Origin of the sequence: Sunxiuqinia indica, from assembly GCF_009847015.1 — a bacterium.
Lineage (GTDB): Bacteria > Bacteroidota > Bacteroidia > Bacteroidales > Prolixibacteraceae > Sunxiuqinia > Sunxiuqinia indica.
In genome coordinates this window covers 325,722-349,286 of record NZ_WVEM01000006.1, presented here as the reverse complement: position 1 = coordinate 349,286, position 23,565 = coordinate 325,722, and the positions used below count along the sequence as shown (strand labels likewise).

Here is a 23,565-nt window from a genome sequence, read left to right as displayed (position 1 = left end):
ATGCCCTTGTATTTATATCCCCATCAGAATTTGACGCAATTTTTATTAAATCCAACGATCAAAAATAAAACCCCGCAAATTACAATGTCCGATTCTTTGGCTGATGAATAATGCGGGTTAAATGGTCTAGGGTTTTTCTTATTCTTTGGTAAAACGGATGTTGGCAAAGTAATACACGATGTCCTCCTCTGGATTGTAATCAATCCAAGGCTCACCCCCAATGTTGATTACAAAAACCCGGGTGTGTTTACCGACTGCCTCAGACATATCAATCGTAACTTCCGTCCAGTTTTCCAGTGACGAGTCAGGCATGGTAAAGCGATCTCTCTCCCAGTATTCCTGTCCAAAATTACTGTTGCTGCCAAAGGCCCACATATTGTTCATAAACCGTGGCCATAGGCGCTGGAAGTTTGCATAATGGCCGGTAAGCTGACTTTTTGGAGGCATATAAACCATCATCTTCATGTATTTGTATTCCTCGGCATTCAACTGGTATCCTTTAGGCAGTGCAAGTACAAATGACGCACTGGTTTTCCTTGGAATTAATTTGTAAATGTTTTCCAGTCCTTCGCCGGCAGGGGCGTCAGGAGCTGGATAAATAACATCAAGCGCCCAGTTACCGTCTTGCAGACGTCCGTTTAACTCGAATTGGTTGCCAACCAGGACTTCATCCGGGTTTTCGATCAGTTCAACCACGCCACTTTCAACATAAGGCATCAGAATATCGTCTAATCCCATGGTGTTAGGGCGATAGTATACCTTTGTCAGTATTCCGGCTTCGAGAAAATCCTTCAAGGTGTTTCCACCCGATACGTTTCCTGCTTTTCGCATGAAAGGTGCAAATTCGCCTCCGCCCACAACATCTTGAAAACCACGGTTGTCATACTCTAGTTCAGGTAGCGTGAACAGGTCACCGCCGGTTAAATCCAGGGTTTCCAAATTCGGAAAATAGAAGATGTCCTGAAGTGAATTGGTATGAATTGGGTAAACCAGCTCGGTAATGTCAGACACGCCATCAGCACTGAAGGTAGTCACGCCATTGGCCTCAAGAATATTTCTTTCGGCCGGTGCAAATTCCGATGAGCTGGTTGGCATGTTTACATTCAGTACGTTTTCGAATACCACGGTATCCAGAATAGGCTGGCGGTTGACGATCGGAACAATTTTGTATTCCATATCAATGGCCACCGGTTCTCCGGCTTCTACATTTCCGATAAAGAAGCGGGAATTCTCACCGCGTTCACCACTTTGAACCTCCCCGTTTTTATCGGTGTATTGAAATTTCAATCCATAATAGTTCATCAGTACTGAAGAGATTCCGTTTGGCCAGTTAATCACCGCTGCTGATGGCGATGCCAAAACCTGCGGTGGAGTTACAGCGTAGTTCGCCAGATCAGTGCTGGTGAATGGAATCAGGGCTATTTCCAACGGCACGGATTCATTACCGAATTTATCAATGGTATACACTTTAAAACGGTAGAGTTTTGATTGTGTAAGTCCTGTAATGTTGACCCATGAAACGAGCGAATCAATGGTGATGATCTGATCGTCATACTCGATTCGGGTTACTTCGGCTTTTCCCAATTTGATTTGACTGCTTGGAATACGACCGGCTTTCATCAGATCAATTTCAACCCGTTCGAAGCCGATGTGTCCAACAATGGTATCGTACTTAGCCGGATAGACAATTTCTCCTTCATACTGTTTCTGCTTCTCGTACATGTCTTCGCACGACCACATGAATGTTGCAAAAACCAATATTGATAGCAATATGATGTTTCTCATAATTTTAATCTTTAAATCACTGTTCCTAATAAACTTAATTTCCAGCCTTTCTGCCATAAAGGGTAATCTCAGACAAGCAGTTGCCATTATCCAGCGTGTAGTTACCACCAAAGCCTTTCATAGCCCGGTAGCGAAACCATCGGGTAGGTTTGGTGTATTGAGGTTCATCAGGATACATGTAGGCTTCATCACCTTCTTTTCCCTTTTTGACGATTTCGAGTTCGCTTAGTCCTACCGGAACTTCAATTTTATTCTCCGATACATATTCCCAATCCTGTGTGTCCTCATCCCAGATGTACATTTCGTAAAGGCCAACATTCTCTCCTCGGTAATACTGTCCCTGGCAAAGGTCTCCGCAGAAATCCATGTGACGTTGGTGGGTCAGAATCCGGCTAAGTTCATAGTGGTCACCCAGGTCAATAATGACGTTCCAGGGCATGTTTCCGTCAGCGCTATTTCCGGTGCGGCCACGACCTCCGGTGCTCATGAAGTTGAGGTTGTTTCCTTCGTCAATGATTCCGTCAATAACACTGACTAAGCGTCCTTCAACTTGATCACCAAATGCCTGAGGAATGCCACCAATGGAGTCACCGTTTAAAGGCAGTTCCCATTCCTCTTTGGCGAGTTTCATGTCTTCCAGCAGATGAATCTGCCCCATGTCTTTTGGGTCGGTGATATTTCCATAGATATCCGAAACACGGATCGATACACTAACCGGATCGTCTGAACCAATATTAAGATCATCAACAAAGCGTCGGTCTTCGTCAAGGTTGGATGAGAAAACAGAAGTAAGTGATCTTGGCTCGCCGTTTTGCGCGTAATTGAAATCAATGTAAACATTGATACTTTGTTCGAGCTCATTGATCCAGTCAACGAAGAATGAACCAAAGGCCGGTTTTAATTCGAGTGAATTGGCCACCCTCGAAATAGCGGATTCAAGTGGTTTTACCGTTACATTAACCGGAATTGATCGGTTGCCTGCACGGTCAAACGCATACAAATCAATTTCGTAATTGATGGTATCGCCAAAGCCATAAACGTCGAGTGAATCGATAAAGTAAGAGGCTGAGAAAGAGAATGAATCTCCCTGCTTGTTGGTATAAACGGCTTCGATACCTAATAGATCCTCGTCTTCCGGTACTTCATAGAAAAACCGTGCGCCACCATATAGTGGCTGGTAGGTCACCTCAATTGGAGGCTGTGGAGGAATCGTGTCATCAGATGTTGCCCGGTGTACCTTCTCTTCCTCGCAGGAAGTTACAGCCAGCAAAAATGCTGCAATCAGGAGTAAATATATTTTTGTGGTTTTCATACGATTCTTTTTATCGTTTTTGTTAAATAAATGAACTGTAACCATTACCATCCCGGGTTTTGAACCAGGTTAGAGTTCGTATTCATCTCATTCAAGTCGATTGGCCATAGGCAATCGGTGATGGTAAATCTTCTGGTTTGCTTCACCTCAAGATTGAAGAAATCGGCACCAGTGGTTCCGGTATATTCCCATCCCCAAACAGGGCTTGAGAATTCCATGACGGCTCTTTTGGTCCGTATCATGTCCCAGAAACGGCTTCCTTCAAAGGCAAATTCAATGCTTCTTTCCTGAAGGATGATGTCACGCATGCCTTCCTTGGTTTTGTGCTTATTGACCGTTTTTACGATTGAGGCATCAGCCCAAACGCTTTCAACATCAGGAACTCCGGCTCTCTCGCGAACCACATTAATGGCGTCATAGACCTCCTGGGTTGGCGTGTCATAGTATTCGTTCAGGGCTTCCGCTTTCATTAGATACAAATCGGCCAGACGGATAATTGGATACGGATACTTTACCGTACGTGCCCAGTGCCCGGATTTAGATTCCATGTGAACAAACTTCTTGATCCCAATTCCGGTTTCGTAATAGTCGGTTGTGTGTTGCGAAGAGTTGAATCCACCGTGACTACCGGCATACATCATCGTATTAATCCGAACACCGTGAGAACGCCAGTAACCACCCGTAATGGCCAGGTTAGCATAAAAACGTGGTTCACGATTCATGTACAGATTGATCGTTTCGGCTCCGGGCTGCATAATGCCGCGCAGTTCCGTGTATTCCGGGTCGTTGGCTCCGGGAGTTGTGGTCAGTTCCCACTTTTTATCCTGATCAAAGTTCAGGTCTTCTTCTATGGGAACTCCGTTTTCGGTATAATACCGTTCTGCCATCCGGTAGGTTGCTGCCATCCACTGCCAAGAGAAACCAGGCTCATTGGTAATGCCACCACCATAGCCTTCGGGCAGGCGCATGTTGGTGGAGTGTGCCAGCTCGGAACCACCATAAATGTCAATGTTGGAGAAGCCCCAGACCAACTCCTTGTTCCATGGGTCGGTAATGGCCATTCTCAAATCGTAAATGCGTTGTACGTTTTCTGTATTGGCCATATAATCTTCACGATCAAAAATATAGGGTTGTGCGCTGTATTCGTATAGTTCGATGCCGTTGGTCTCGCAGGCCAGTAAGGCTTCTTCGATAGCGTCGATAGCCTCTTTCCATTTTTCCTTATTATAGTCTAGAGGGAAGTAGGGTTCTCCGTCGGGGCCAACAAAATCACCAAAATATTCCATATTGCCATTGAAGAAAGGACTGGCACGGAACAGCATCACTCTGGCTTTAATGGCTTTAGCTGCGGCCTGATCCACTTGACCGAGGAGCGTAGCAATCGCTTTTTCCCGAAGATCAGGAATGGCTTCATTCATCAAGGCGATGATGTAGTCAAAGCAGTCTTCCACTTTCGTACGTTCCAAAAACAATTGGTCTTTAGATGCATCCGGGGCAATCAATTCATCTGAAATGATAATTGGCCCGTATTTCTTAACCAACAAGAAGTTGTAATAGGCTTTCAGGAATTTGACCTGGGCACGCCATTCGCTTCTTTCTTGGTCCGACATATCCGGCACTTGATCGATATTGGAGAGAAAAACATTGGCTTGGCGGATTCCAGCGTATAGCCGTGTGCCTCCATTTGTATTTGACCAATCGCCCAGCAGAGGATTTGTAACAGATTGTAGTCCCCGCATCAAACGGATTCCTCTCAAGTCTCCTGTATTATCGTTATAATCCAAGCGTCCGATATACTCATCTCCTGCTGTCCAGATAGAGCTGTGTGTTTGTTCTATTCGTGGCATATAGCTGTAAACTTTGGCTAATGCATTCCAGGCTTCCTCTTTCGATTTAAAGAGGTCCTCCAGGGTTAAAGTATTGTCCGGCACCACATCCAGATAATCAGAGCAGGATGGTGTTAGGCTAAGGACAAGAAACAATATGATTAAATTTTTCAATCTTTTCATCTTCAATCTTTTTTAGGTATTAAAATGATAACTGGACACCAATATTAAATCGTTTGTTTGGCGGATAGCCCAATCCAGCGCGACCCATTTCCGGATCCCACAGTTTGAACGGACTGATAACAAACAAATTGGTTCCACTGGCATAGAGCCGGACGCTTTGTAAGCCGATCTTCTTGAAGGTGTCCGCCGGGAGATTGTATCCCATTTCCACGGTTTTTAAACGAAGGAAGGCGCCATTACGCAACCACCACGATGATGTTCTGGTATTGTTTTCGAGGGGATCGACCGATAAACGTGGCCAAAAGGCATGGACATCCGGGTTGGTTTCACTCCAGTAATCTTCAGCGATTATGGTCAAAGCGTTGCGTCGTGAAGCGAACGGAGCGATACCGTAACGATTGTTGATAGGATCGCTCACATCGCTTGGGTCAATAAATACAGAGACACGGGCATTCCCCTGGAAGAAGAACGATAGGTCAAAGTCTTTAAATCCACCCGACAACCCAAATCCATACTGAACTTCGGGTACGGTAGGTAAGCCCAGAGGGACTTCGTCGTTAGCATTCACTACGCCATCACCGTTTACATCTTTGTATTTAATGTCACCGGCCTGGTAGGTACCAAAGTCTTGCTTGGGCGAGTTGGCAATTTCAGCTTCATCCACAAACAAACGCTCGGCAATCAGTCCCCACCACTGTCTGATGGGATGTCCCTGGCGTTTCAAGTACTCATCGGCATAATCCCGTTCATCCAATTGCACATATTCATTGGTGGCAAAGGTGAAGTTGGCACGGCCGGTCATCCACCAATCCTTTTGCGAAATGTATTGGTAGTCAATGGAGGCTTCAAAACCCTTTGATTCCACTTTCCCTACGTTTCCGCTAATGGATGCCTCTAGACCTACAGAAGATGGGAAGTTTTGGCGTTGCAGATAAATCTGATCACGAATATCCTTGAACACATCCCCCTGAATCTTTAAAGCATCGTCGAGGAAAGTTAATTCAATACCCAGGTTCATTTTGGTTGAAACCTCCCAGGTAATATCGGGGTTGGCATATCGGTTAATCCGGTAGCCGCCATATGAATTCATAAAGGTATTTCCCCAACGATAACCTCCACCACCTTTGGCGATATCAGATAAATAGAAGAAACGATCTTCCCGACGGGCAATGGCATCGTTACCCACTTTACCCCAGGTTCCCTTCAACTTTAGGGTGTTGATGATGTTTTCCAAAGGGGCCCAGAATGATTCATTTGAGACGAGCCAGCCACCCCCAAATGAAGGGAAGAATCCAAACCTTCGGTCGCCGCTAAATTTCTCAGACCCGTTGTATCCGTATGCGAACTCGAAGAAGTAACGGTTGTCGTAGTCGTAAGTTAAACGTCCGGAGTTTCCCATGTTCCTTTCAGGAAGTGTTTCGTAAATCGACCGGCTGTTTCCACTGGTCAACAGGTACTCTTCAAACATACCCACGGTCATTAAACCTACGCTGTGTAGCCCGAATTTGCGGTCCCAGTTCAAACGTCCTTCGTAATAATAGTGTGCACTGGCGTTACGTCCCGGATTGACATCACCCAGGAAAGCTTGTCCGTCGTTTGGGTTCAGGGCAAAAAGTGTATATTCTCCGGTAATCTGGTTGTAGTTTTCCAAATCATAGAAGAAAGGATTGTATGATCTTGTACTTTTGTATTCGCTCCATGTGTTAACCGAGGCTTTGGCCTGCAACTTCAAACCTTCTGTAATAAAATCGAGATCTTGCGAAAGGGTTGCCATGGCTGTAATTGAACTTTCATTTCGGTCTTCATAGCCACGAACCATCTCTGCATAGGGGTTGGCTTTCAGGGGGCCGCCAACGAAGGTGCTTCCAAATAGTATATGATCAGCAAAAGCATGTTTTTCATCGGGTTCATATACGGCAGGGAAATCTACCGGGTTTGAGTTCATAACCTGTCTGAAAATTTCACTTGCTGCTGTGGCAGGACCATTGTAACGTTCGAACCGGCCTTGCAGTCTGGTATCCAATCGGGTGGTTGGTGTCAGTTTAAAAACAACATTGTTCCTTAACTGCACCCGGTTAATGTTGATGTTGTTGTTAAAATTATTCTCCGGGGCAACTTTCAAAAGGCCATTTTCATTTTCTATGGTTCCCGCCACATAATAGGTTGCTATTTGGCCGCCACCCGATACGTTAAAATTGGCTTTTTTATTAATGGTTGATTTTTCAAACAACTCATCGTACCAATCGATGTTGGGGTAGATCATTGGATCAAGACCATCAGCGGTCGATTGAATCTTCTGTTCACTGTATAAAGCACCGAGTATTGGATTTCTGGAAATCCGGGCCTCGTTGTACAGACGCATATAGTCTACGCCATCCAGCAATTCGTTCATCTGGGTGGGAGTGGCTATGTGTGTTTCGAGCCTGATGTTGATTTTTGCCGGTCCTTCGCGTCCCGACTTCGTCTCAACAATGATGATTCCATTCGCACCTCTGGCACCGTAAAGTACGGTAGCGGAAGCATCTTTCAGAATGGAAAAGCTTTCGATGTTATCAGGTTCCATGCGAGCCAAGTCATCGGGTGAGGCTTCAAATCCATCAATCAAAATCAGTGGATTGGTTTTATAACCAAAGGTGGTAACCCCGCGAACAAAGAATTGCGCGTTGTCATTACCTGGTTCACCTGTCGTTTGGTACGAAATAATTCCCGGAATTTTACCTGCCAAAGCACTGGTCAGATTCGAGGCGGGTTGTTTCAGATCGCCTGGCCTCACGGTCTCAATCGAAGAAATCACACTCGTTTTTTTCTGCTTACCAAAGGCAACCACCTGAACTTCCTCCAGCTGGGTGTCATCGTCATACAGCGCTACATCGAAGATATTGCGGTCTCCAACAACTTGCTCAACCGGGGTTTTTCCGATAAAAGAGAAAACCAGCGTGTCGCCAACCGCCGCTTGCATGGAGAATTCTCCGTTGGCGTCGGTCACTGTTCCCCTTGAAGTTCCCCTTATGGCAACTGAAACACCGGGAAGACCAAGTCCCACATCGTCTTTTACAAACCCAGATATTGTTTTCAGGCCGGGTTGTTCTATAACTTCCTGCACCTGTTCGGAAGCAGCGGTTTGGTCAGGGATAATAACAATTTGCCGATCAGAGATCTGATAGGTTAGGTTTGTTCCTTCAAAGGCTTTTCTAAGAATTCGTTCAACAGAAAACCGTTCAGCCTTGACGCTTACTTTCTTTTCCAAATCCACATCGCTGTCCTTGTAGAAGAAAATAAACTCGCTCTGGTCCTGAATTTCTTCAAAAAGTTGTTTAATGGTTCCATTCTCCATATTCATTGAGAACCGTGTACTCTGGGAATAAGTAGAAGTTGCGTACAAGCTGCCAACCCCCATCATAAATAGAAGTAAGGTTAATTTCATAATTCTCAAGAAGTGTGCACAGTAATCCCTTCTATGGAAAAAATAAGCACAGGTGTTACTTTTTTTCATAAATTTGTTCACTTTTAGTTAATAAAATATCGCTTTATGCGATGTTTTTTTAGTTCATAAGCTTGCAGGTGTTACAGCATCTGCAGGCTTTTTTTGTTAAGTTTGATTGATACTATCGTTAGTTTTTAGTTTAGTATATTGTGACTATTTTTTCCTCCTCTTTAAAGTTAAATGGTGTTGTTTTTTTTATGGTATGTAAAACTTCTTTGATGTTGTTTTTTAGGTCCAAACGCCCCGAAAAGGTTATTTGAGCAAGTTCCCTGTCTTTCAGATCGATCTCAATATTATAGTAGCGTGATATTTTTTTTAGAATATTTCCAAGCGTTTCGCTTTTGAAAACATAATAGCCGTGATGCCATGAAAGATAGTCGGATGGATTAACTTTCCGGACAACAAGTTGCTCTCCTTCTTCTTCAAATGTAACCATCTCCCCGGGAGATATCATTTTATTCTCAGTTGGCAAATAAGCTTTTGTTTTCCGGATTAGCTTAATGGAACCTTCCTTCAAAACGGCAGTTGAGCTTTGATCGTCCGAATAAGCACTCAGGTTGAAAATTGTTCCAATTACCTCTATGTTAAATTGCTGTGATTGAACTACAAATGGCCTTTCCGGATCTTTGGAAACATTGAAAATGGCTTCGCCGTCGAGGTATACTTCGCGTTTGTTTTTAGCAAAAACAGCGGGATAAACCATCTTTGAGCCCGAGTTTAACCAGACGGTGGTACCTTCGGATAGGGTTATTTTTGACCGTTTGCCGTACGGAACGGTAAGCGTATTGTAGCTCGGCTTTACAGGCTCCAGTTTTTGTTGAACAGTTTGACTGGATCCAATGGCAATTTCCTCTCCCTTAGTGTCGTATTGGATTTCTGATTCCACTTCAGAAATCTCAATGGCCCGTGCTTCACTTAGTACCAGACGCGTAATGGTATCGTTTTTACTTTCCTTTATGCTGTTGGCAAAATCAGCAATCTCAGAGGGTTGATTGAATTGGCTGTACCAGATTCCACCGGAAATAGCAAAAATGAAAACCGAAGCGGCGGTAAACCAGATTCGTCGGGTTTTTCTCCGGGTTATGGTTTCGATCGAATGTTGTATTCGGAAGTGCAATTGTTTTTTTTCTAGTGCTGACCACTTATTTTTTGGAGTTTTTAAGTAGGAATATAGCTGATTGGCGGTATCTAAAATCTTCGGACTGGCATTTGGCTCTTCCTTGATTTTCTTTTCCGTAATCCCTTCTTCTACTAAAATATCTTCAATTTTCTTTTTCACGTGAATAGTTCTAATACCAAGATAAAGGAGAAAAATGCCAAAACATAGACAGCAAAAATGATTTTTTTTGAAAAAAATCAATAAACTGATGTATAAAGCTTACTGTTTGTAGCAAAATTGAAGGAATAAACTCAAGTAAATCCGGTTTTTTGATACACTTTTTCGCAGTGATTTTAAGGCACGGTACATATTGGTTCTGGCTGATTCAACGGAGATATTCAGCAGGGTGGCAATTTCGGCGTAAGTAAGATCTTGTTCAAACTTCAAAAAAAGTGCTCGTTGTTGGACCTTGGTAAGTTGACTGACGGCATTTGACAGCAGATTCAGGTTTTCCTGTTGCATTTCTGAATGGATCAGAGCCTCGTCCGACGCTGGTGCATGTAAGTGGAGCATTTGCTCGTGGTTTTGGTTCAGATTTAATAAGTTGATTTTTAGTTTCTGTTTGTGAATGATTCGCCTCAAAGCACGGAACAGATAGAACTTGATGGAGTCAGTCGGTCGCAATTGTTCCCGGTACTTGTGTAGGTCCAGAAACAAGTCGTGGATACAATCTTTGACGAAATCAGGATCTTTGCAAAACTGCATACCAAAGCTATATAGCGCATCGCTATATTGATCGTATAAATCGCAGAAAGCTCTATCATCCCCTTCCCTAAAGCTTTTCCAGAGCAAATGGTCTTTGTTCGGTTGGTTTTGCATACAATTCTGTACCTGGCGGTTTCCTAAAACTCTTAAGCGGTTCAAAGTTAGAATTAATTTCGTTAAGAATAGGTTCTCATTGAACATCAAATAGTTTTGTTCTTCATTCTAAGGACTTTATGCTTTCCTGTAGATGCCAATTATGGCTTGTTTGCTTGCTTCTCTGGAAATGCTGATTCTGATGATGATAGTCCGGCAGCTGCAAAACTGCCGAAGGCAGCATCTCCGATAAAATTTCTTCTTCTCATTGTAGAAATCACTTCTGGATTGCCCATTCATATATTGTCTGCTTATCACGGAGTTTCGCACGGGCTGATTAAAATTTCACTCCTTCTAAGTTATTCCCACTGCTATTCTGATCTGTTTTTTCCGTCTTCAACAGAAGTTTTATACATTTGGGAATTACTAAATCAATAAACCAAATACTATGAGTAGGAAACTTCGCATGGGCATGATTGGCGGTGGAACTGGTGCCTTTATTGGAGCTATTCACCGAATTGCTGCGATCATGGATAACCAGATTGAACTAGTCTGTGGATGTTTTAGTAGCAGTCCTGAAAATTCCCTCAAATCCGGCAAGTCTTATTTTTTACCCGAAAATCGAATCTACTCTTCCTACCAACAAATGCTTGAGTTAGAAGCTCAATTGCCGGAAGATGAGCGAATGGATCTTGTGGTTATTGTAACACCGAACCATGTCCATTTTGATCCGGCAATGCTGGCAATGGAACATGGCTTTCATGTGGTGATGGATAAGCCAATTACCTTGTCATTGGATGAAGCACTTCAACTTAAAAAGAAACAGCAGGAGACCGGTTTGGAGCTGGCTTTAACCCATACTTATTCAGGTTATCCTGCGGTGAAGGAAGCTAAGATGCGTGTTGCACGGGGCGACTTAGGGAACATCCGCCGTATTTATGTCGAATATCCACAGGGCTGGCTTTCAGCAAAGGAAGAGGATAGCAACAAGCAAGCTGAGTGGCGAACCGATCCTAAGCGATCAGGGAGAGCTGGCTGCATAGGCGATATTGGTACACATGCCCACCAAGTGGCTGAATATATTTCGGGATTGAAAACCACCGAGATTTGTGCCGAGTTAAATAAGTTTGTTCCCGGGCGTTTGCTGGATGACGACGGCGCTGCACTATTGCGTTTTAATAACGGAGCACGTGGTGTACTGATGGCTTCTCAGATTGCGGCCGGTGAAGAAAATAACGTTAAAATACGAGTGTATGGCGAAAAAGGCGGTTTGGAGTGGCAACAGCATGAACCCAACACCTTGTGGGTGAAATGGGCTGATCGTCCAACCGAGATGGTGCGCGTTGGAACCGGACAGATGGGTGAATGGGCGCAACACAACACGCGTACGCCCGGCGGACACCCCGAAGGTTACCTGGAAGCATTTGCTAATATTTACCGGAACTTTGCGTTAACCGTTCAAGCGAAGATGAATGGTGAACAACCCACTTCAGAAATGCTTGACTTTCCTGGTGTGGAAGATGGAATACGCGGCATGCAATTTATCGACACGATGGTAAAAGCCGGATATAACGATTCGGTAAAGTGGGTGAAATTTGGGGAGTAAAGAAGAATGTGGGAAGAAGGAAGTTCGACCACCGTGCGCTGGCCCTTTTAGTAAATAACAATTCAACTTATAAACCAGTTACAAGTTAAACTTAAAACTTAATAAACGATGGGTAGACCAGTAACATTATTCACCGGACAGTGGGCCGATTTAACAATTGAAACCATGTGTCAAAAAGCGAAGGACTTTGGATACGATGGTTTGGAGCTTTGTTGTTGGGGCGATCATATGGAAATTGATAAAGCGGATCAAAAATATTGCGATGACCGTATCACTTTGTTAAAAAAGTATGACTTGAATTTGCACACTATCTCGAATCATCTGGTCGGTCAGTGTGTTTGCGATCAGATTGATGAGCGCCATAAAAATATTTTACCGGACTACATATGGGGAGACGGTGACCCTGAGGGTGTTCGTCAACGGGCAGCAGCCGAAATGATTAACACGGGCAAAGTTGCCAAACAGCTAGGTATAGATACTGTAGTTGGTTTTACCGGAAGTTCCATTTGGCACCTGCTGTATGCTTTTCCGCCCGTATCGAAGGAAATGATTGATAAAGGATATGAAGATTTTGCCAGGCGATGGAAACCTATTCTGGATGAATACGAAAAGATGGGTGTAAAATTTGCCTTGGAAGTTCATCCTACCGAAATTGCTTTTGACATTGAATCGGCCAAGCGCGCTTTAAAAGCATTGGACAACCATCCAGCATTCGGTTTCAACTACGACCCAAGTCATTTGGGGTATCAGCATGTCGATTATGTCCGGTTTATATACGAGTTTGCCGACCGTATTTTCCATGTTCATATGAAAGATGTGTACTGGAGTGATGTTCCAGCGACAGTGGGCGTTTTTGGAGGACATATTCCTTTTGGTGATAATCGTCGATATTGGAATTTCCGCAGTATGGGGCGAGGCAATATTAATTTTGAAAATATTATTCGTGCATTGAATGATATTCAATATACCGGACCGCTTTCAGTGGAATGGGAAGACAGCGGGATGAACCGGGAAGCAGGAGCTGCTGAGTCTTGTGAGTTTGTCCGCTACAGTGATTTTGATCCATCGGATATCGCTTTTGACGATGCCATGCAAAGTGAGTGACCTACCAACTAATTTAAGTATAAATGACAACTAGAAGATCTTTTATTAAAAGTACCACTACGGCAACTGCTGCTGTGGGGTTGGCCGCTTCAATGCCGGCGGCGATGACGGCCTGTGCTCCAAAAATTGTTCGTTGCGGACTGATTGGAGCCAAAGGCATGGGATTTGCCGATTTGAAAGCCTTTTTAGGCCAGCCGGACACGGAGTGTGTCGCGATTTGCGATGTCGATCAGCGGGTACTGGATGCGCGCATATCAGACACAGAAAAGCTTCAGGGCAAAAAACCAAAATCCTACAACGATTACCGCCAGCTAATTGCTGACCCGGAAGTGGATGCCGTCATTATCGGAACACCCGATCATTGGCACTGCCTGCCTTTTGTTGAAGCTTGCAAGGCAGGAAAAGCTGTTTATTGTGAGAAACCGTTGGGGAATACCATCGAAGAAATCAATATCATGGAAGCTGCTGCCAACAAGTACAACACCGTTGTGCAAATTGGGCAGTGGCAACGAAGCGATTCCCATTGGCGCGATGCTGTCGATTTTGTGAAGTCCGGAAAATTAGGCAAAATCAGGACAGTCAGAACCTGGTCCTATCAAGGCTGGATGGGGTCTATTCCGGTTAAACCTGATCGTGAAGCGCCCGAAGGTGTCGACTACGATTTTTGGCTGGGACCTGCAAAAGAACGTCCGTTCAACCCTAATCGCTTTCATTTCGACTTCCGCTGGTTTTGGGATTATGCCGGCGGATTGATGACTGATTGGGGGGTGCATATTATAGACTATGGTCTTTTTGGTATGCAGGTTAAAGCACCGAAATCGGTGATGGCGATGGGCGGCAAGTTCGCCTATCCCGAAGATGCTGCAGAAACACCGGATACTTTGCAAGCAATTTATGAATTTGATGACTTTACCATGTTGTGGGATCATGGTATTGGGATTGATGGAGGTTATTATGGCCGCACACATGGTGTTGGTTTTGTTGGAAATAATGGCACGCTAGTGGTCGATCGAAAAGGATGGGAAGTCATTCCTGAACGTAAAAATGATCAGGATTTGATGGAACGTGTTGAACTTCAAAAAGGAACAGGGAAAGGGCTTGAACACCACATGGAAAATTTTCTGGATGGTGTTCGTGATAATAGACGCGACTTGAATTGCAGCATTGATATCGCCGCAAATACGGCTCGGGTAGCTCATCTTGGAAATATCGCTTTGAAAACCGGGCGACGATTGTATTGGGATAGCGAACAAAGCCGGTTTATTGGCGATGATGAGGCTAATAAACACCTGGTTCCAAGCTATCGAAGTCCTTGGGAGTTACCAACAGTGTAATTGATTTTGTCAGAACAAATCTGATGGAGATTTAATTGGCGAGATATTTCTTGAAAAAGTAAAAACTCCTGAGCACGTTACTCAGGAGTTTTTTTCTGGTCTTTCTAAACTAAAAGTCTCATTGTTTAATTGTTCCCACATCTTTGTGGGGTATATATTGTTTTTGTGGCTGAAAAGAGAACCACAACATCTGTGCCATCTTATGCTGTTGCCGATCTAGCATCCTAATTTTTTTTATAGATAATCGGTCCGATTCTCATCGTTATTGCTGTGGAAGTATAGTTTGTGGCAGTAAGTGACTAGTTTAGCACCAGTTTGGCCAGCTCAACCGAAATCTGACTAATATTTTCAAAGAGAAAACTTGTAAACGAATCGTGTGCCTCTTCGTCTGCTTTGTCTGATATCACGCGAATTACCGTACACGGAATATTGTAATCTGCTCCAACCTGCGCGATTGCGGCTCCTTCCATCTCAGTACATAAAATCTGCGGAAAGCGTTCGCTAATCTTCATTTTACCATCTTTCGATGCGATAAACTGGTCGCCGGTACCAATAGCACCTACATAAACGGTTGGATTGTAGGTGGAGCTAATGGAGGGATAATCTCCTTTTCTCAAATTGAGAAGGAATTTCTCAACGGCTTCAGAGGCTTTCATTTCGGAATCAGACATCACTTTAAAGCTAAACTCTTTCCAAAAGGGAGATTGAACATTGGGGAATCCATCAAGCCTGGTCAAGTCAACATCGTGTTGAATGAGCTGATTGGCGATTACTATATCTCCAATATTCAGATGAGCTTGAATGGAACCAGCCAAGCCAATAAAAACCAATTGATCCACTTTGTAGTGGTTTATAAGTGTAGTGGCAGTGGTTGCAGCGGCAACTTTTCCCCAGCCCGACAGGCACATCACCATTTCTTTGTTATGAATAGTGCCTGAATAAAATTCTCTCGACCCGAATTGCTCCGATTTTAAGTCTTTAATGTCTTTTTTTAAGAGGAGGATCTCTTCATGCATAGCTCCAATTATACCGGTTTTCATAGTTATCAATTCAAAATTTTGGTAAAAATAGTAGTCTTGTAGGTTATAAAACATTACCAATGACAAAAAAATCGTTTTTGCTATATTTGTTTTATGCGCTTTACTCAGTTTAAATACTTTTTTCTTTTGGTATCGCTTTTTATGAGCGTGTTCTCTTACGGCCAATTAAAAGATATTGGGGTTCCTGATATTCGAAATTTCACAAAGCAAACCTATGAGGCAGGAACACAAAATTGGCAAGTAGAAAGAGGGAAAAACGATTTCATCTATTTTGCCAATAACGATGGCTTGTTGGAGTTCGATGGCAATCACTGGCAATTGTATGATTTGCCGAATCAATCCATTGTTCGGTCGCTTGCTATTGACGAAAATGGACGCATTTATTTAGGGCAGCAAAATGATTTTGGTTATATGGAGCCTGGTGTTGATGGAAAGCTTCGATACCACTCCTTATTGGAGCTAGTGCCAGCTGAAGCCCGTAATTTTGAAGAAGTATGGCGCATTCACCTCACTAGTTTTGGAGTTGTATTTCAATCTTATACTTATCTCTTTATCTATCGGAATAAACAGATGTCAATGGTTGAATTGCCAAATCGACTTCGATTTTCGTTTTACGTCAACGGTCAATTATGGGTACAGGATGAGCTTGAAGGAATAAGGGAATATCGGCAAGGACAGTTTTTTGATCTTCCCGGACTTGAATTGTTGAAAGATAAAGAGGTTTGGACAATCTTGCCCATTTTTAATAACCGTCTTTTGATTGGAACTGCAAATCATGGTGTTTTTACCTATGATGGTTCAAAACTTAAGGCTTGGACAGGGCCTGCCAATCAGTTCTTGATGGCTAATCAAGTTTTTTCGGCTACCCGGTTTATGGAGGCATACTACGCATTTGGAACCATACAAAATGGATTGTTGATTACTGATGAAACCGGAACGATAGTCCAACATATCAACAAAAAAAAAGGTCTCCAGAATAATACAATCCTCAGTGTTGGTACCGACCAGGATAACAATCTTTGGCTGGGCCTTGATAACGGGATTGACTATGTTGATGTCAGTTCGCCTTTTACCTTTATGTATGATGAGGAAGGGCTTGGGGCAACATACACAACCTTAGTTTATAAGGGAAAGCTATATGTTGGAACAAACCACGGTCTTTTTGTAAAAGATTGGCCGGAGGAAGTTGATCTAAATCCAGAGGGGTTTAGGTTAATACCAAATACAGTGGGACAGGTTTGGTGTCTGGAGGTTCATCAGGAGGTGATTTTATGTGGACACAATAATGGGACTTACGTTATTGAAGGAGAAGAAGCAAAATTGGTGTCGAATGTGAATGGGGCCTGGACATTCCTCGAACTGAAGGATCAGGATGAGTATTTAATTGGTGGAAATTACAATGGGCTGACTCTTTTCAAAAAAGACAATGATCGTCAATCGTGGGAGCTTGTTAATGAAATTAAAGGGTTTTCAGAATCATCCAAATTAATAGCACAGGACAAAAATGGTGATATCTGGATGAGTCATGGGTTTAAAGGCGTCTTTCGTATTCGCCTGAATCAGCAGTTGGATAGTGTTATTCATTACGACTTTTTTAATTCAAATGATGGATTTCCTTCAAATATTTATTTAAACCTGATGACCGTTGGTGATGATATTGTCTTCACCTCACCTAATGGTATTTATGAGTACGATGCGGCTTTAAATCGATTTGAACGATCGGAATATTATAACAGCATTTTTGAAGAGCAGAAAGACATCGATTACATTAAGGAAGATCAGTTTGGAAATATCTGGTTTGTGGGAGAAAACGTTCCTGGTGTTTTAAGGTTTCAGGAAGATGGTACCTATAATAAAGTGATCGGTCCTTTTGAAAAGTTGTCAGGACATATTATTTCAGGTTTTCAGCATATTGAGACTGTTGATCGTCAGAATACGTTCATTACGCTTGTTGATGGTTTGGCACACTACAGGCCAAATTACCAGGCAAATCAAGAGGAAAAATTTAATGTGTTTATTCGGGATGTCACCAATTTGCATAATGGTAAAGCGTTTAATCCTTCCCTGATGTCACCTGATATTCCTGAGGATTCACTGATATTTCAACATAAAGGCAATAATCTGGAATTTACATATTCTTGTCCCGATTACAACAGCTTTAACAATACGGAGTTTAGTTATTTTCTTGAAAACTATAGCAGCGAGTGGTCGGAGTGGTCAGAAGAGTCGAGTTGTGAGTTTATGAATTTACGCGAGGGAGACTATGTTTTTAAAGTGAAAGCAATGGATCCTTTTCAGTTGGAAACCGAAACTGCCAGCTTTGCATTTTACATTAAGCCTCCGTGGTATCGGTCAATAGTTGCATTTACCTTGTATGCCTTGTTTGTACTTAGTCTGATTGGACTAACAATTTGGTACATGTATTATCGGGTAAAGATTTCCAAACGAAGAGAACGCTTAAAAAGCCTACAGGAACATCGGAAGCAGCTCCAGCAATATCAGCGTGAAGCATTGATATCTGAGCGTGAAATTGTGAAGCTTCGTAATGAGAAGTTGCGTGGGAAAATGATACATTTGGATAAGGAATTGGCTAATCAAACGATGAGCCTTGTTCAGAAAAATAAATTCATGGCACGGTTGAAAGAAGAGCTGAAAGGCTTGCAAAATCAAGCAACAGATAGTGGCATGAAGTCGAAAGTTAGCTTAATCATTAGTCGTATCGATAAAGAATTCGATGATAAAAAGCAAAAAGAGCTTTTTGAAACGTATTTTGATGAGGTACACGAAGACTTTTTTAAACGCCTTAGTGAAACATATCCTTCCTTAACACCACGAGAACAGAAACTGTGTGCTTACATTAAAATGAATATTCCCACCAAGGAAATTGCAGCTCTTCAAAATATATCAACTCGTGGAATAGAGATCAGCCGTTATCGTTTACGGAAAAAGTTAGATTTGGATCGGGAAACTAATTTAGGAACGTTTATTTCCAACATTTAACTGTCCTGTTGTATAACACATTGCTGTGTGATGTATCAAAAAACAATACTTATACTTTTTTAATTATCTGATATATAGGCATTAAGTATTTTTATGTAGTATTTTTGTTGTAGTCTGGGATATCCTTATGTAGTATTATTGAAGTACGCAATAGTTTTACTGTCCTGCTGGTAAAGTACATATTTGAGTCAAAATTAATTTGTAAAAAAGATTATTTGCTATTTAAAACTTAACGCATGAAACGAATCTTATTTATTTTATTCTGTTCTTTCTTTAGCTTGAGTTTACTTGCCCAGGAAGTATCCGTTACGGGTAATGTAACTGCGAAAGAAGATGGACAACCCCTGCCTGGGGTAACGGTATCTGTTTTGGGGACAATTAATGGTACAGTTACCGATATTGATGGTAATTATACGTTAGAAGTACCGACAGACGCAACACTGGTATTTTCTTATATCGGTATGGAAACTCAAAGGATTGAAGTGGACGGTAAGACTACTATTGATGCTGTGCTATCTGGAGACTATACGGACCTTGATGAGGTCGTTGTGGTTGGTTATGGAGTACAAAAGAAAAGCGTTGTAACGGCTGCAATTAGCAGCGTGTCTTCAGAGGAGATGGAAAATTCAACTCCAACTCGGATTGAAGATGTTATGAAAGGACGTGTTTCCGGAGTTCAAATCACACAAAGTTCCGGTCAACCGGGGTCTGATTCGAAAGTCAGAATTCGTGGTATTGGTACTATTAACAATAGTGAACCTCTTTATATTGTCGACGGAATGGCTGTTGGCGGTGGTATTAGCTACTTAAATCCATCTGATATTGAATCTGTTGAAGTGCTGAAAGATGCTGCTTCTGCGGCTGTTTATGGAGCAAGAGCTGCCAACGGAGTTATTTTGGTGACAACAAAAAAAGGTAAATCAGGCAAGGCGTCTATTAACTACGACTTTTCTTATGGAATGCAAAATCCCTGGAAAAAGAAATCAGTGCTGAATGCCAAAGAGTACATGATGATTATGAACGAAGGGGAGTTGAATGACAATAAAGCGCCTCGTTATTCTGCTGACCAAATTGCCAATGCTGGTGCTGGAACCGATTGGCAGGATGAAACTTTTAACTACGATGCTCCGGTGCAATCGCATCAAATCAGTATTAATGGTGGTAGTGACGATGTGACCTACTTTTTATCTTTTGGGTATCTTAACCAAGAAGGTATCGTTGGAGGAGATTATGGTCGTTCAAATTATGAGCGTTATAGTATCCGCTCGAATACAACGTACAATGTTTTTGAGGCTGACCGTTCCTTTCTGAATAATGTAAAAGTAGGGGTGAATGCAGGTTACTCGCGTGTTTTATCTAGCGGTATTGAAACCAACTCAGAGTATGGTTCTATTTTAGGAAGTGCTCTCACTTTCAATCCGCTTGTTCCGGTTTATGCTCAAGACCCGGATGCTGTTTTGGCTGCTCACCCCAACGCGGTGACCGATGAAAACGGAAATGTATTTTCGATTCCGCCAGCAGGGTTTCAGGAAATTGCCAACCCGGTGGCTATGTTGAATGCACCTACCGGAGGTGAAAATAATGAAGATAAATTCGTCTCTTCCTTTTGGGGAGAAATCAACGTGGTTGAGGGCTTGAAACTCAAATCAAGCTACGGAGTTGATCTGGCTTTCTGGGGAGCAGATGGTTACGAATTTGAGCACTTTTTGGCAACACAGGGAAAAGACCTGACGCAAAGCCATGTCTACTCAAACATGCATCGTGGTTTTGCCTGGCAGCTTGAAAATACGCTGACCTATGCCAAGACAATTAATGAGAAACACAATTTTACGGTACTGCTAGGGCAGTCGGCTCAGGAATATACAGTTCGTCACTTATATGGTGATGACTACGATTTGTTGGAAAGCGATCCGAGGAAAGCTAACATTGATTATGCCATTGCTCCTCCTACCGAAGGACGCGTAGCTGGCGGAACCGGAGGTTTCTCCAACGAAACGCTGGCGTCTTACTTTGGTCGTTTAGATTATAACTTTGATGAAAAGTACATTTTGCAGGCTACTATTCGCCGTGACGGTTCTTCCTCATTCGGACCCAACAACAAATGGGCTATTTTCCCTTCATTCTCCGTGGGGTGGAACGTACTCAACGAAGCATTTATGGAAAACGTACCAGAGTGGTTTAATTACCTGAAGCTGAGAGCGAGCTGGGGAACCAACGGGAATAACCGGATTGGTAACTTCGCCTACACGAGTTTGATGGCTGGTAATCAGAACTACTACTTTGGAACGGATGACGATATGTACATGCAGTACGGTAGCAGTCCTTCAAAATTGGCAAACGCCGATGTGAAATGGGAAGAATCAGAACAAATTGATATTGGTTTCGATACCCGGTTCCTGAACAGTGCCTTATCCTTTGGTTTTGATTATTTCAAGAAGACAACTAATGGGATGTTAATTGATCAGCCAATTCCTGGTTATGTTGGAAAAGGTGCTCCTATTGCTAATGCTGGAGATATGGAAAACAGCGGATTAGAGTTTGAATTAGGTTACAGAGGGAGTGCAGGGGACTTTAGCTACAATATCTCAGCTAATGCTACTTACCTGAAAAACAAACTGATCAATATGGGGAATGACTCCGGTGAAGCGATTTACGAATCCGCTGGGGCGTCAGGTGTTGGAAGTTATGTGAAAGGGATGAATGGCGAAGTATTTCCTTATTTCTATGGATATGAAACCGATGGCCTGCTTCAGAATCAAGCAGAAGCGGATGCTTACAACAGTTTGTATGGCGAAAATGCCAAACCCGGCGATGTTCGTTTTGTTGATTTTAATGGTGACGAAAGTATTACAGATGATGATAAAACGAAAATTGGTAAAGGAATGCCCGACTGGACCTATGGTTTTACAGTGGGTGCTGAATGGAAGCAGTTTGACTTCAATATGTTTTGGCAAGGATCTTTAGGAAACGACATCTTTGACTTCTCGCAGCGTGGTGATATTCCTGCAATGAACCGTCCAAGCTGGATTCTGGATCGCTGGACTGGCGAAGGAACTTCAAATTCAATTCCTCGCATAACCAATTTAAACAATAACCGGAACTGGAGATCATCTGATTTATATATCAAAGATGGTTCTTATGCACGCTTGAAAAATATTCAACTGGGTTATTCTTTGCCAACGGCATTATTGCAAAAAGCATCGATCTCACGCCTGCGCGTATTTGTTTCAGCGGAGAACCTTTTGACGATAACTGATTACGATGGTTTCGATCCTGAAGTTGCATCTGGTGGCTATACAACAATTGGTATTGACCGGGGAATCTATCCTCAATCAAGAACAATTAACATTGGAGCTAATATTACTTTTTAATCAATAAAAAACAGAAGAAGTTATGAATAAATATATTAAAGCAATAGTCTTTATTGCGATATTGGGATTTACATCGTGCACGGATGATTTCCTTACAAATTATCCGACTGATTCTCAGGCGTCAGGAGGAACAGCAACTGAGGGTGCTATTTTATCAAACTTAGGCTCCTGTTACCAGGTTCTACTGTTCGATAGTTATGCAAACAATAACTATAATAGTATCGTTCTGATGTCTGACCTTCGCTCAGATGATATTTTCAAAGGTGGTGGTGACGCTGGTGATCAGGGGCAATTGTACCGCTTGTCGCAGTTGGATGCCACTCCGACCGAATTACCCGAAGGCCTTTGGACGATTTACTATAACGCACTGGCTCGTTGTAATAATGCTATTTCGGCATGCGAAAATGCGGTAGGCGTTGATGAAGCCAGTCTGGCCCAATACAATGCCGAAGCTCACTTCCTACGTGCTTATTACATGCATTGGTTGTGGAAGTTTTGGGGTAATATTCCTTATTTCGAAGAAGATTTGGCTGAACCTTATTTTGCACGTCAATATACGGCTGATGAAATATACGCCGAAATTATTGAAGATGTCAATTTTGCATTGGAAGGTGACAAGCTGCCAATGAATGCGTCCGGTGCTAAAGAAGGACGGGCAACTAAAGCTGCTGCTATGCTGCTGAAAGCCCGCGTAGTGATGTATCAAAACGACGAGTCTAAGTACGCTGAAGTATTGGCCGACATGAATGCAATTTATGAAAGTGGCGAATATAGCTTGGCTAACTTCGCATCTATTTGGACCAGAGAAGGTGAGTTTGGTGCCGGATCCATTCTGGAAGCAAATCATCTTCCAGGTGAATATGGCGGTAAAACATGGGCCGATGGTTGGACTGGTTTTGGAACCAACTTGCCTGCTTTTATCTCACCAAACGGATTGAGTGGAGCTGACCAGTTAAGTGGCTTGTCAGTTTTCCAAGGTGGCTGGGGTTTCGGACCCGTACGTTCTGAGTTAGTCGATATTTTTGAAGATGGAGATGAGCGACTGGCTGCTTCAATCAATCATTTTGCTGATGGAACCTATACGCCACGTTTTCAGAATACTGGTTATTTTATGGGCAAATATGCTGCTCGCAAAGGCTATAATGAGCCACCGGGTGATGTTGACCTGAACTACGAAAACAACCTGCGGATCTTCCGTTATGCTGAGGTCTTGCTGAATGCTGCTGAATTAATCGTAATTCATGGTGTGGCTCCTGTCGGACAGTTGACGGCCGAAGTTGCTATCAACGAAATCAGAGATCGCGCTGGCTTGGATCCTGTAGCACCAACTGCGGAATTAGTTAAGCTTGAAAGACGTCGTGAGTTTCTGGGTGAAGGCATGCGCTTCTGGGACCTCGTTCGCTGGGGTGAAGGCAGTACCTTAACTGAAAACCTTCCTGAATATTCTTCAACCCGTACGTGGGATGCTAATAAAAAGTACCTGCCAATTCCTCAGTCAGAAATCGACAAAACGGAAGGGGAGTTCAAGCTAGTTCAAAATGATGGTTATTAATCGCTAAAATT

At 42.9% G+C, this 23,565-nt stretch carries 14 protein-coding genes; 6 read left to right on the top strand and 8 right to left on the bottom strand.

Translation table 11 applies throughout. From position 1 onward, the window contains the following. Positions 1–138 precede the first annotated feature (138 nt). The 7 genes from GR929_RS11520 to GR929_RS22015 form a co-directional block, all read right to left on the bottom strand. On the bottom strand, positions 139–1,785 hold the full coding sequence (locus GR929_RS11520) for a DUF4998 domain-containing protein (RefSeq protein ID WP_201300979.1): 1,647 nt from the start codon (positions 1,783–1,785) through the stop codon (positions 139–141). A gap of 34 nt (positions 1,786–1,819) precedes the next feature. Beyond that, complete coding sequence (locus GR929_RS11515; RefSeq protein ID WP_159519911.1) at positions 1,820–3,097, bottom strand: DUF4959 domain-containing protein; 1,278 nt, start codon at positions 3,095–3,097, stop codon at positions 1,820–1,822. 44 nt (positions 3,098–3,141) lie between these two features. Then, complete coding sequence (locus tag GR929_RS11510) at positions 3,142–5,106, bottom strand: RagB/SusD family nutrient uptake outer membrane protein (RefSeq protein WP_159519909.1); 1,965 nt, start codon at positions 5,104–5,106, stop codon at positions 3,142–3,144. 19 nt (positions 5,107–5,125) lie between these two features. Continuing rightward, positions 5,126–8,530, bottom strand: a complete 3,405-nt coding sequence (locus tag GR929_RS11505) for a TonB-dependent receptor (RefSeq protein WP_159519907.1) — start codon at positions 8,528–8,530, stop codon at positions 5,126–5,128. Between the two features lie 199 nt (positions 8,531–8,729). Continuing rightward, positions 8,730–9,869, bottom strand: coding sequence for a FecR family protein (locus GR929_RS11500; RefSeq protein WP_159519905.1), 1,140 nt, complete (start codon positions 9,867–9,869; stop codon positions 8,730–8,732). A 99-nt stretch (positions 9,870–9,968) separates the two neighbouring features. Next, on the bottom strand, positions 9,969–10,613 hold the full coding sequence (locus tag GR929_RS11495; RefSeq protein ID WP_235934289.1) for an RNA polymerase sigma factor: 645 nt from the start codon (positions 10,611–10,613) through the stop codon (positions 9,969–9,971). Between the two features lie 95 nt (positions 10,614–10,708). Next, the gene (locus GR929_RS22015) at positions 10,709–10,843 is read right to left on the bottom strand and encodes a hypothetical protein (RefSeq protein WP_262886048.1); all 135 of its coding nucleotides are present in this window, start codon (positions 10,841–10,843) and stop codon (positions 10,709–10,711) included. A 152-nt stretch (positions 10,844–10,995) separates the two neighbouring features. On the opposite strand from GR929_RS22015, the gene GR929_RS11490 reads away from it, so the two are divergent. The 3 genes from GR929_RS11490 to GR929_RS11480 all read left to right on the top strand — a co-directional run bounded on the left by GR929_RS11490 (position 10,996) and on the right by GR929_RS11480 (position 14,591). Beyond that, complete coding sequence (locus GR929_RS11490) at positions 10,996–12,153, top strand: Gfo/Idh/MocA family protein (protein ID WP_159519901.1); 1,158 nt, start codon at positions 10,996–10,998, stop codon at positions 12,151–12,153. Between the two features lie 108 nt (positions 12,154–12,261). Continuing rightward, on the top strand, positions 12,262–13,257 hold the full coding sequence (locus tag GR929_RS11485) for a sugar phosphate isomerase/epimerase family protein (RefSeq protein ID WP_159519899.1): 996 nt from the start codon (positions 12,262–12,264) through the stop codon (positions 13,255–13,257). Positions 13,258–13,280: 23 nt separating this feature from the next. Further along, entirely contained in the window at positions 13,281–14,591 is a 1,311-nt protein-coding gene (locus GR929_RS11480; RefSeq protein WP_159519897.1) for a Gfo/Idh/MocA family protein, read from the top strand. Between the two features lie 299 nt (positions 14,592–14,890). On the opposite strand, the gene GR929_RS11475 is transcribed toward GR929_RS11480, so the two are convergent. Continuing rightward, on the bottom strand, positions 14,891–15,631 hold the full coding sequence (locus GR929_RS11475; RefSeq protein ID WP_159519895.1) for a 5'-methylthioadenosine/adenosylhomocysteine nucleosidase: 741 nt from the start codon (positions 15,629–15,631) through the stop codon (positions 14,891–14,893). A gap of 126 nt (positions 15,632–15,757) precedes the next feature. Here GR929_RS11475 and GR929_RS11470 point away from each other — a divergent pair, with 126 nt between their 5' ends. From GR929_RS11470 to GR929_RS11460, 3 genes are all read left to right on the top strand, one after another. Next, a complete protein-coding gene (locus GR929_RS11470) occupies positions 15,758–18,631 on the top strand; it encodes a triple tyrosine motif-containing protein (RefSeq protein WP_159519893.1) in 2,874 nt (957 codons plus the stop codon). Between the two features lie 236 nt (positions 18,632–18,867). Then, entirely contained in the window at positions 18,868–22,002 is a 3,135-nt protein-coding gene (locus tag GR929_RS11465; RefSeq protein WP_159519891.1) for a SusC/RagA family TonB-linked outer membrane protein, read from the top strand. A gap of 22 nt (positions 22,003–22,024) precedes the next feature. Further along, entirely contained in the window at positions 22,025–23,554 is a 1,530-nt protein-coding gene (locus GR929_RS11460) for a RagB/SusD family nutrient uptake outer membrane protein (protein ID WP_159519889.1), read from the top strand. Positions 23,555–23,565 lie beyond the last annotated feature (11 nt).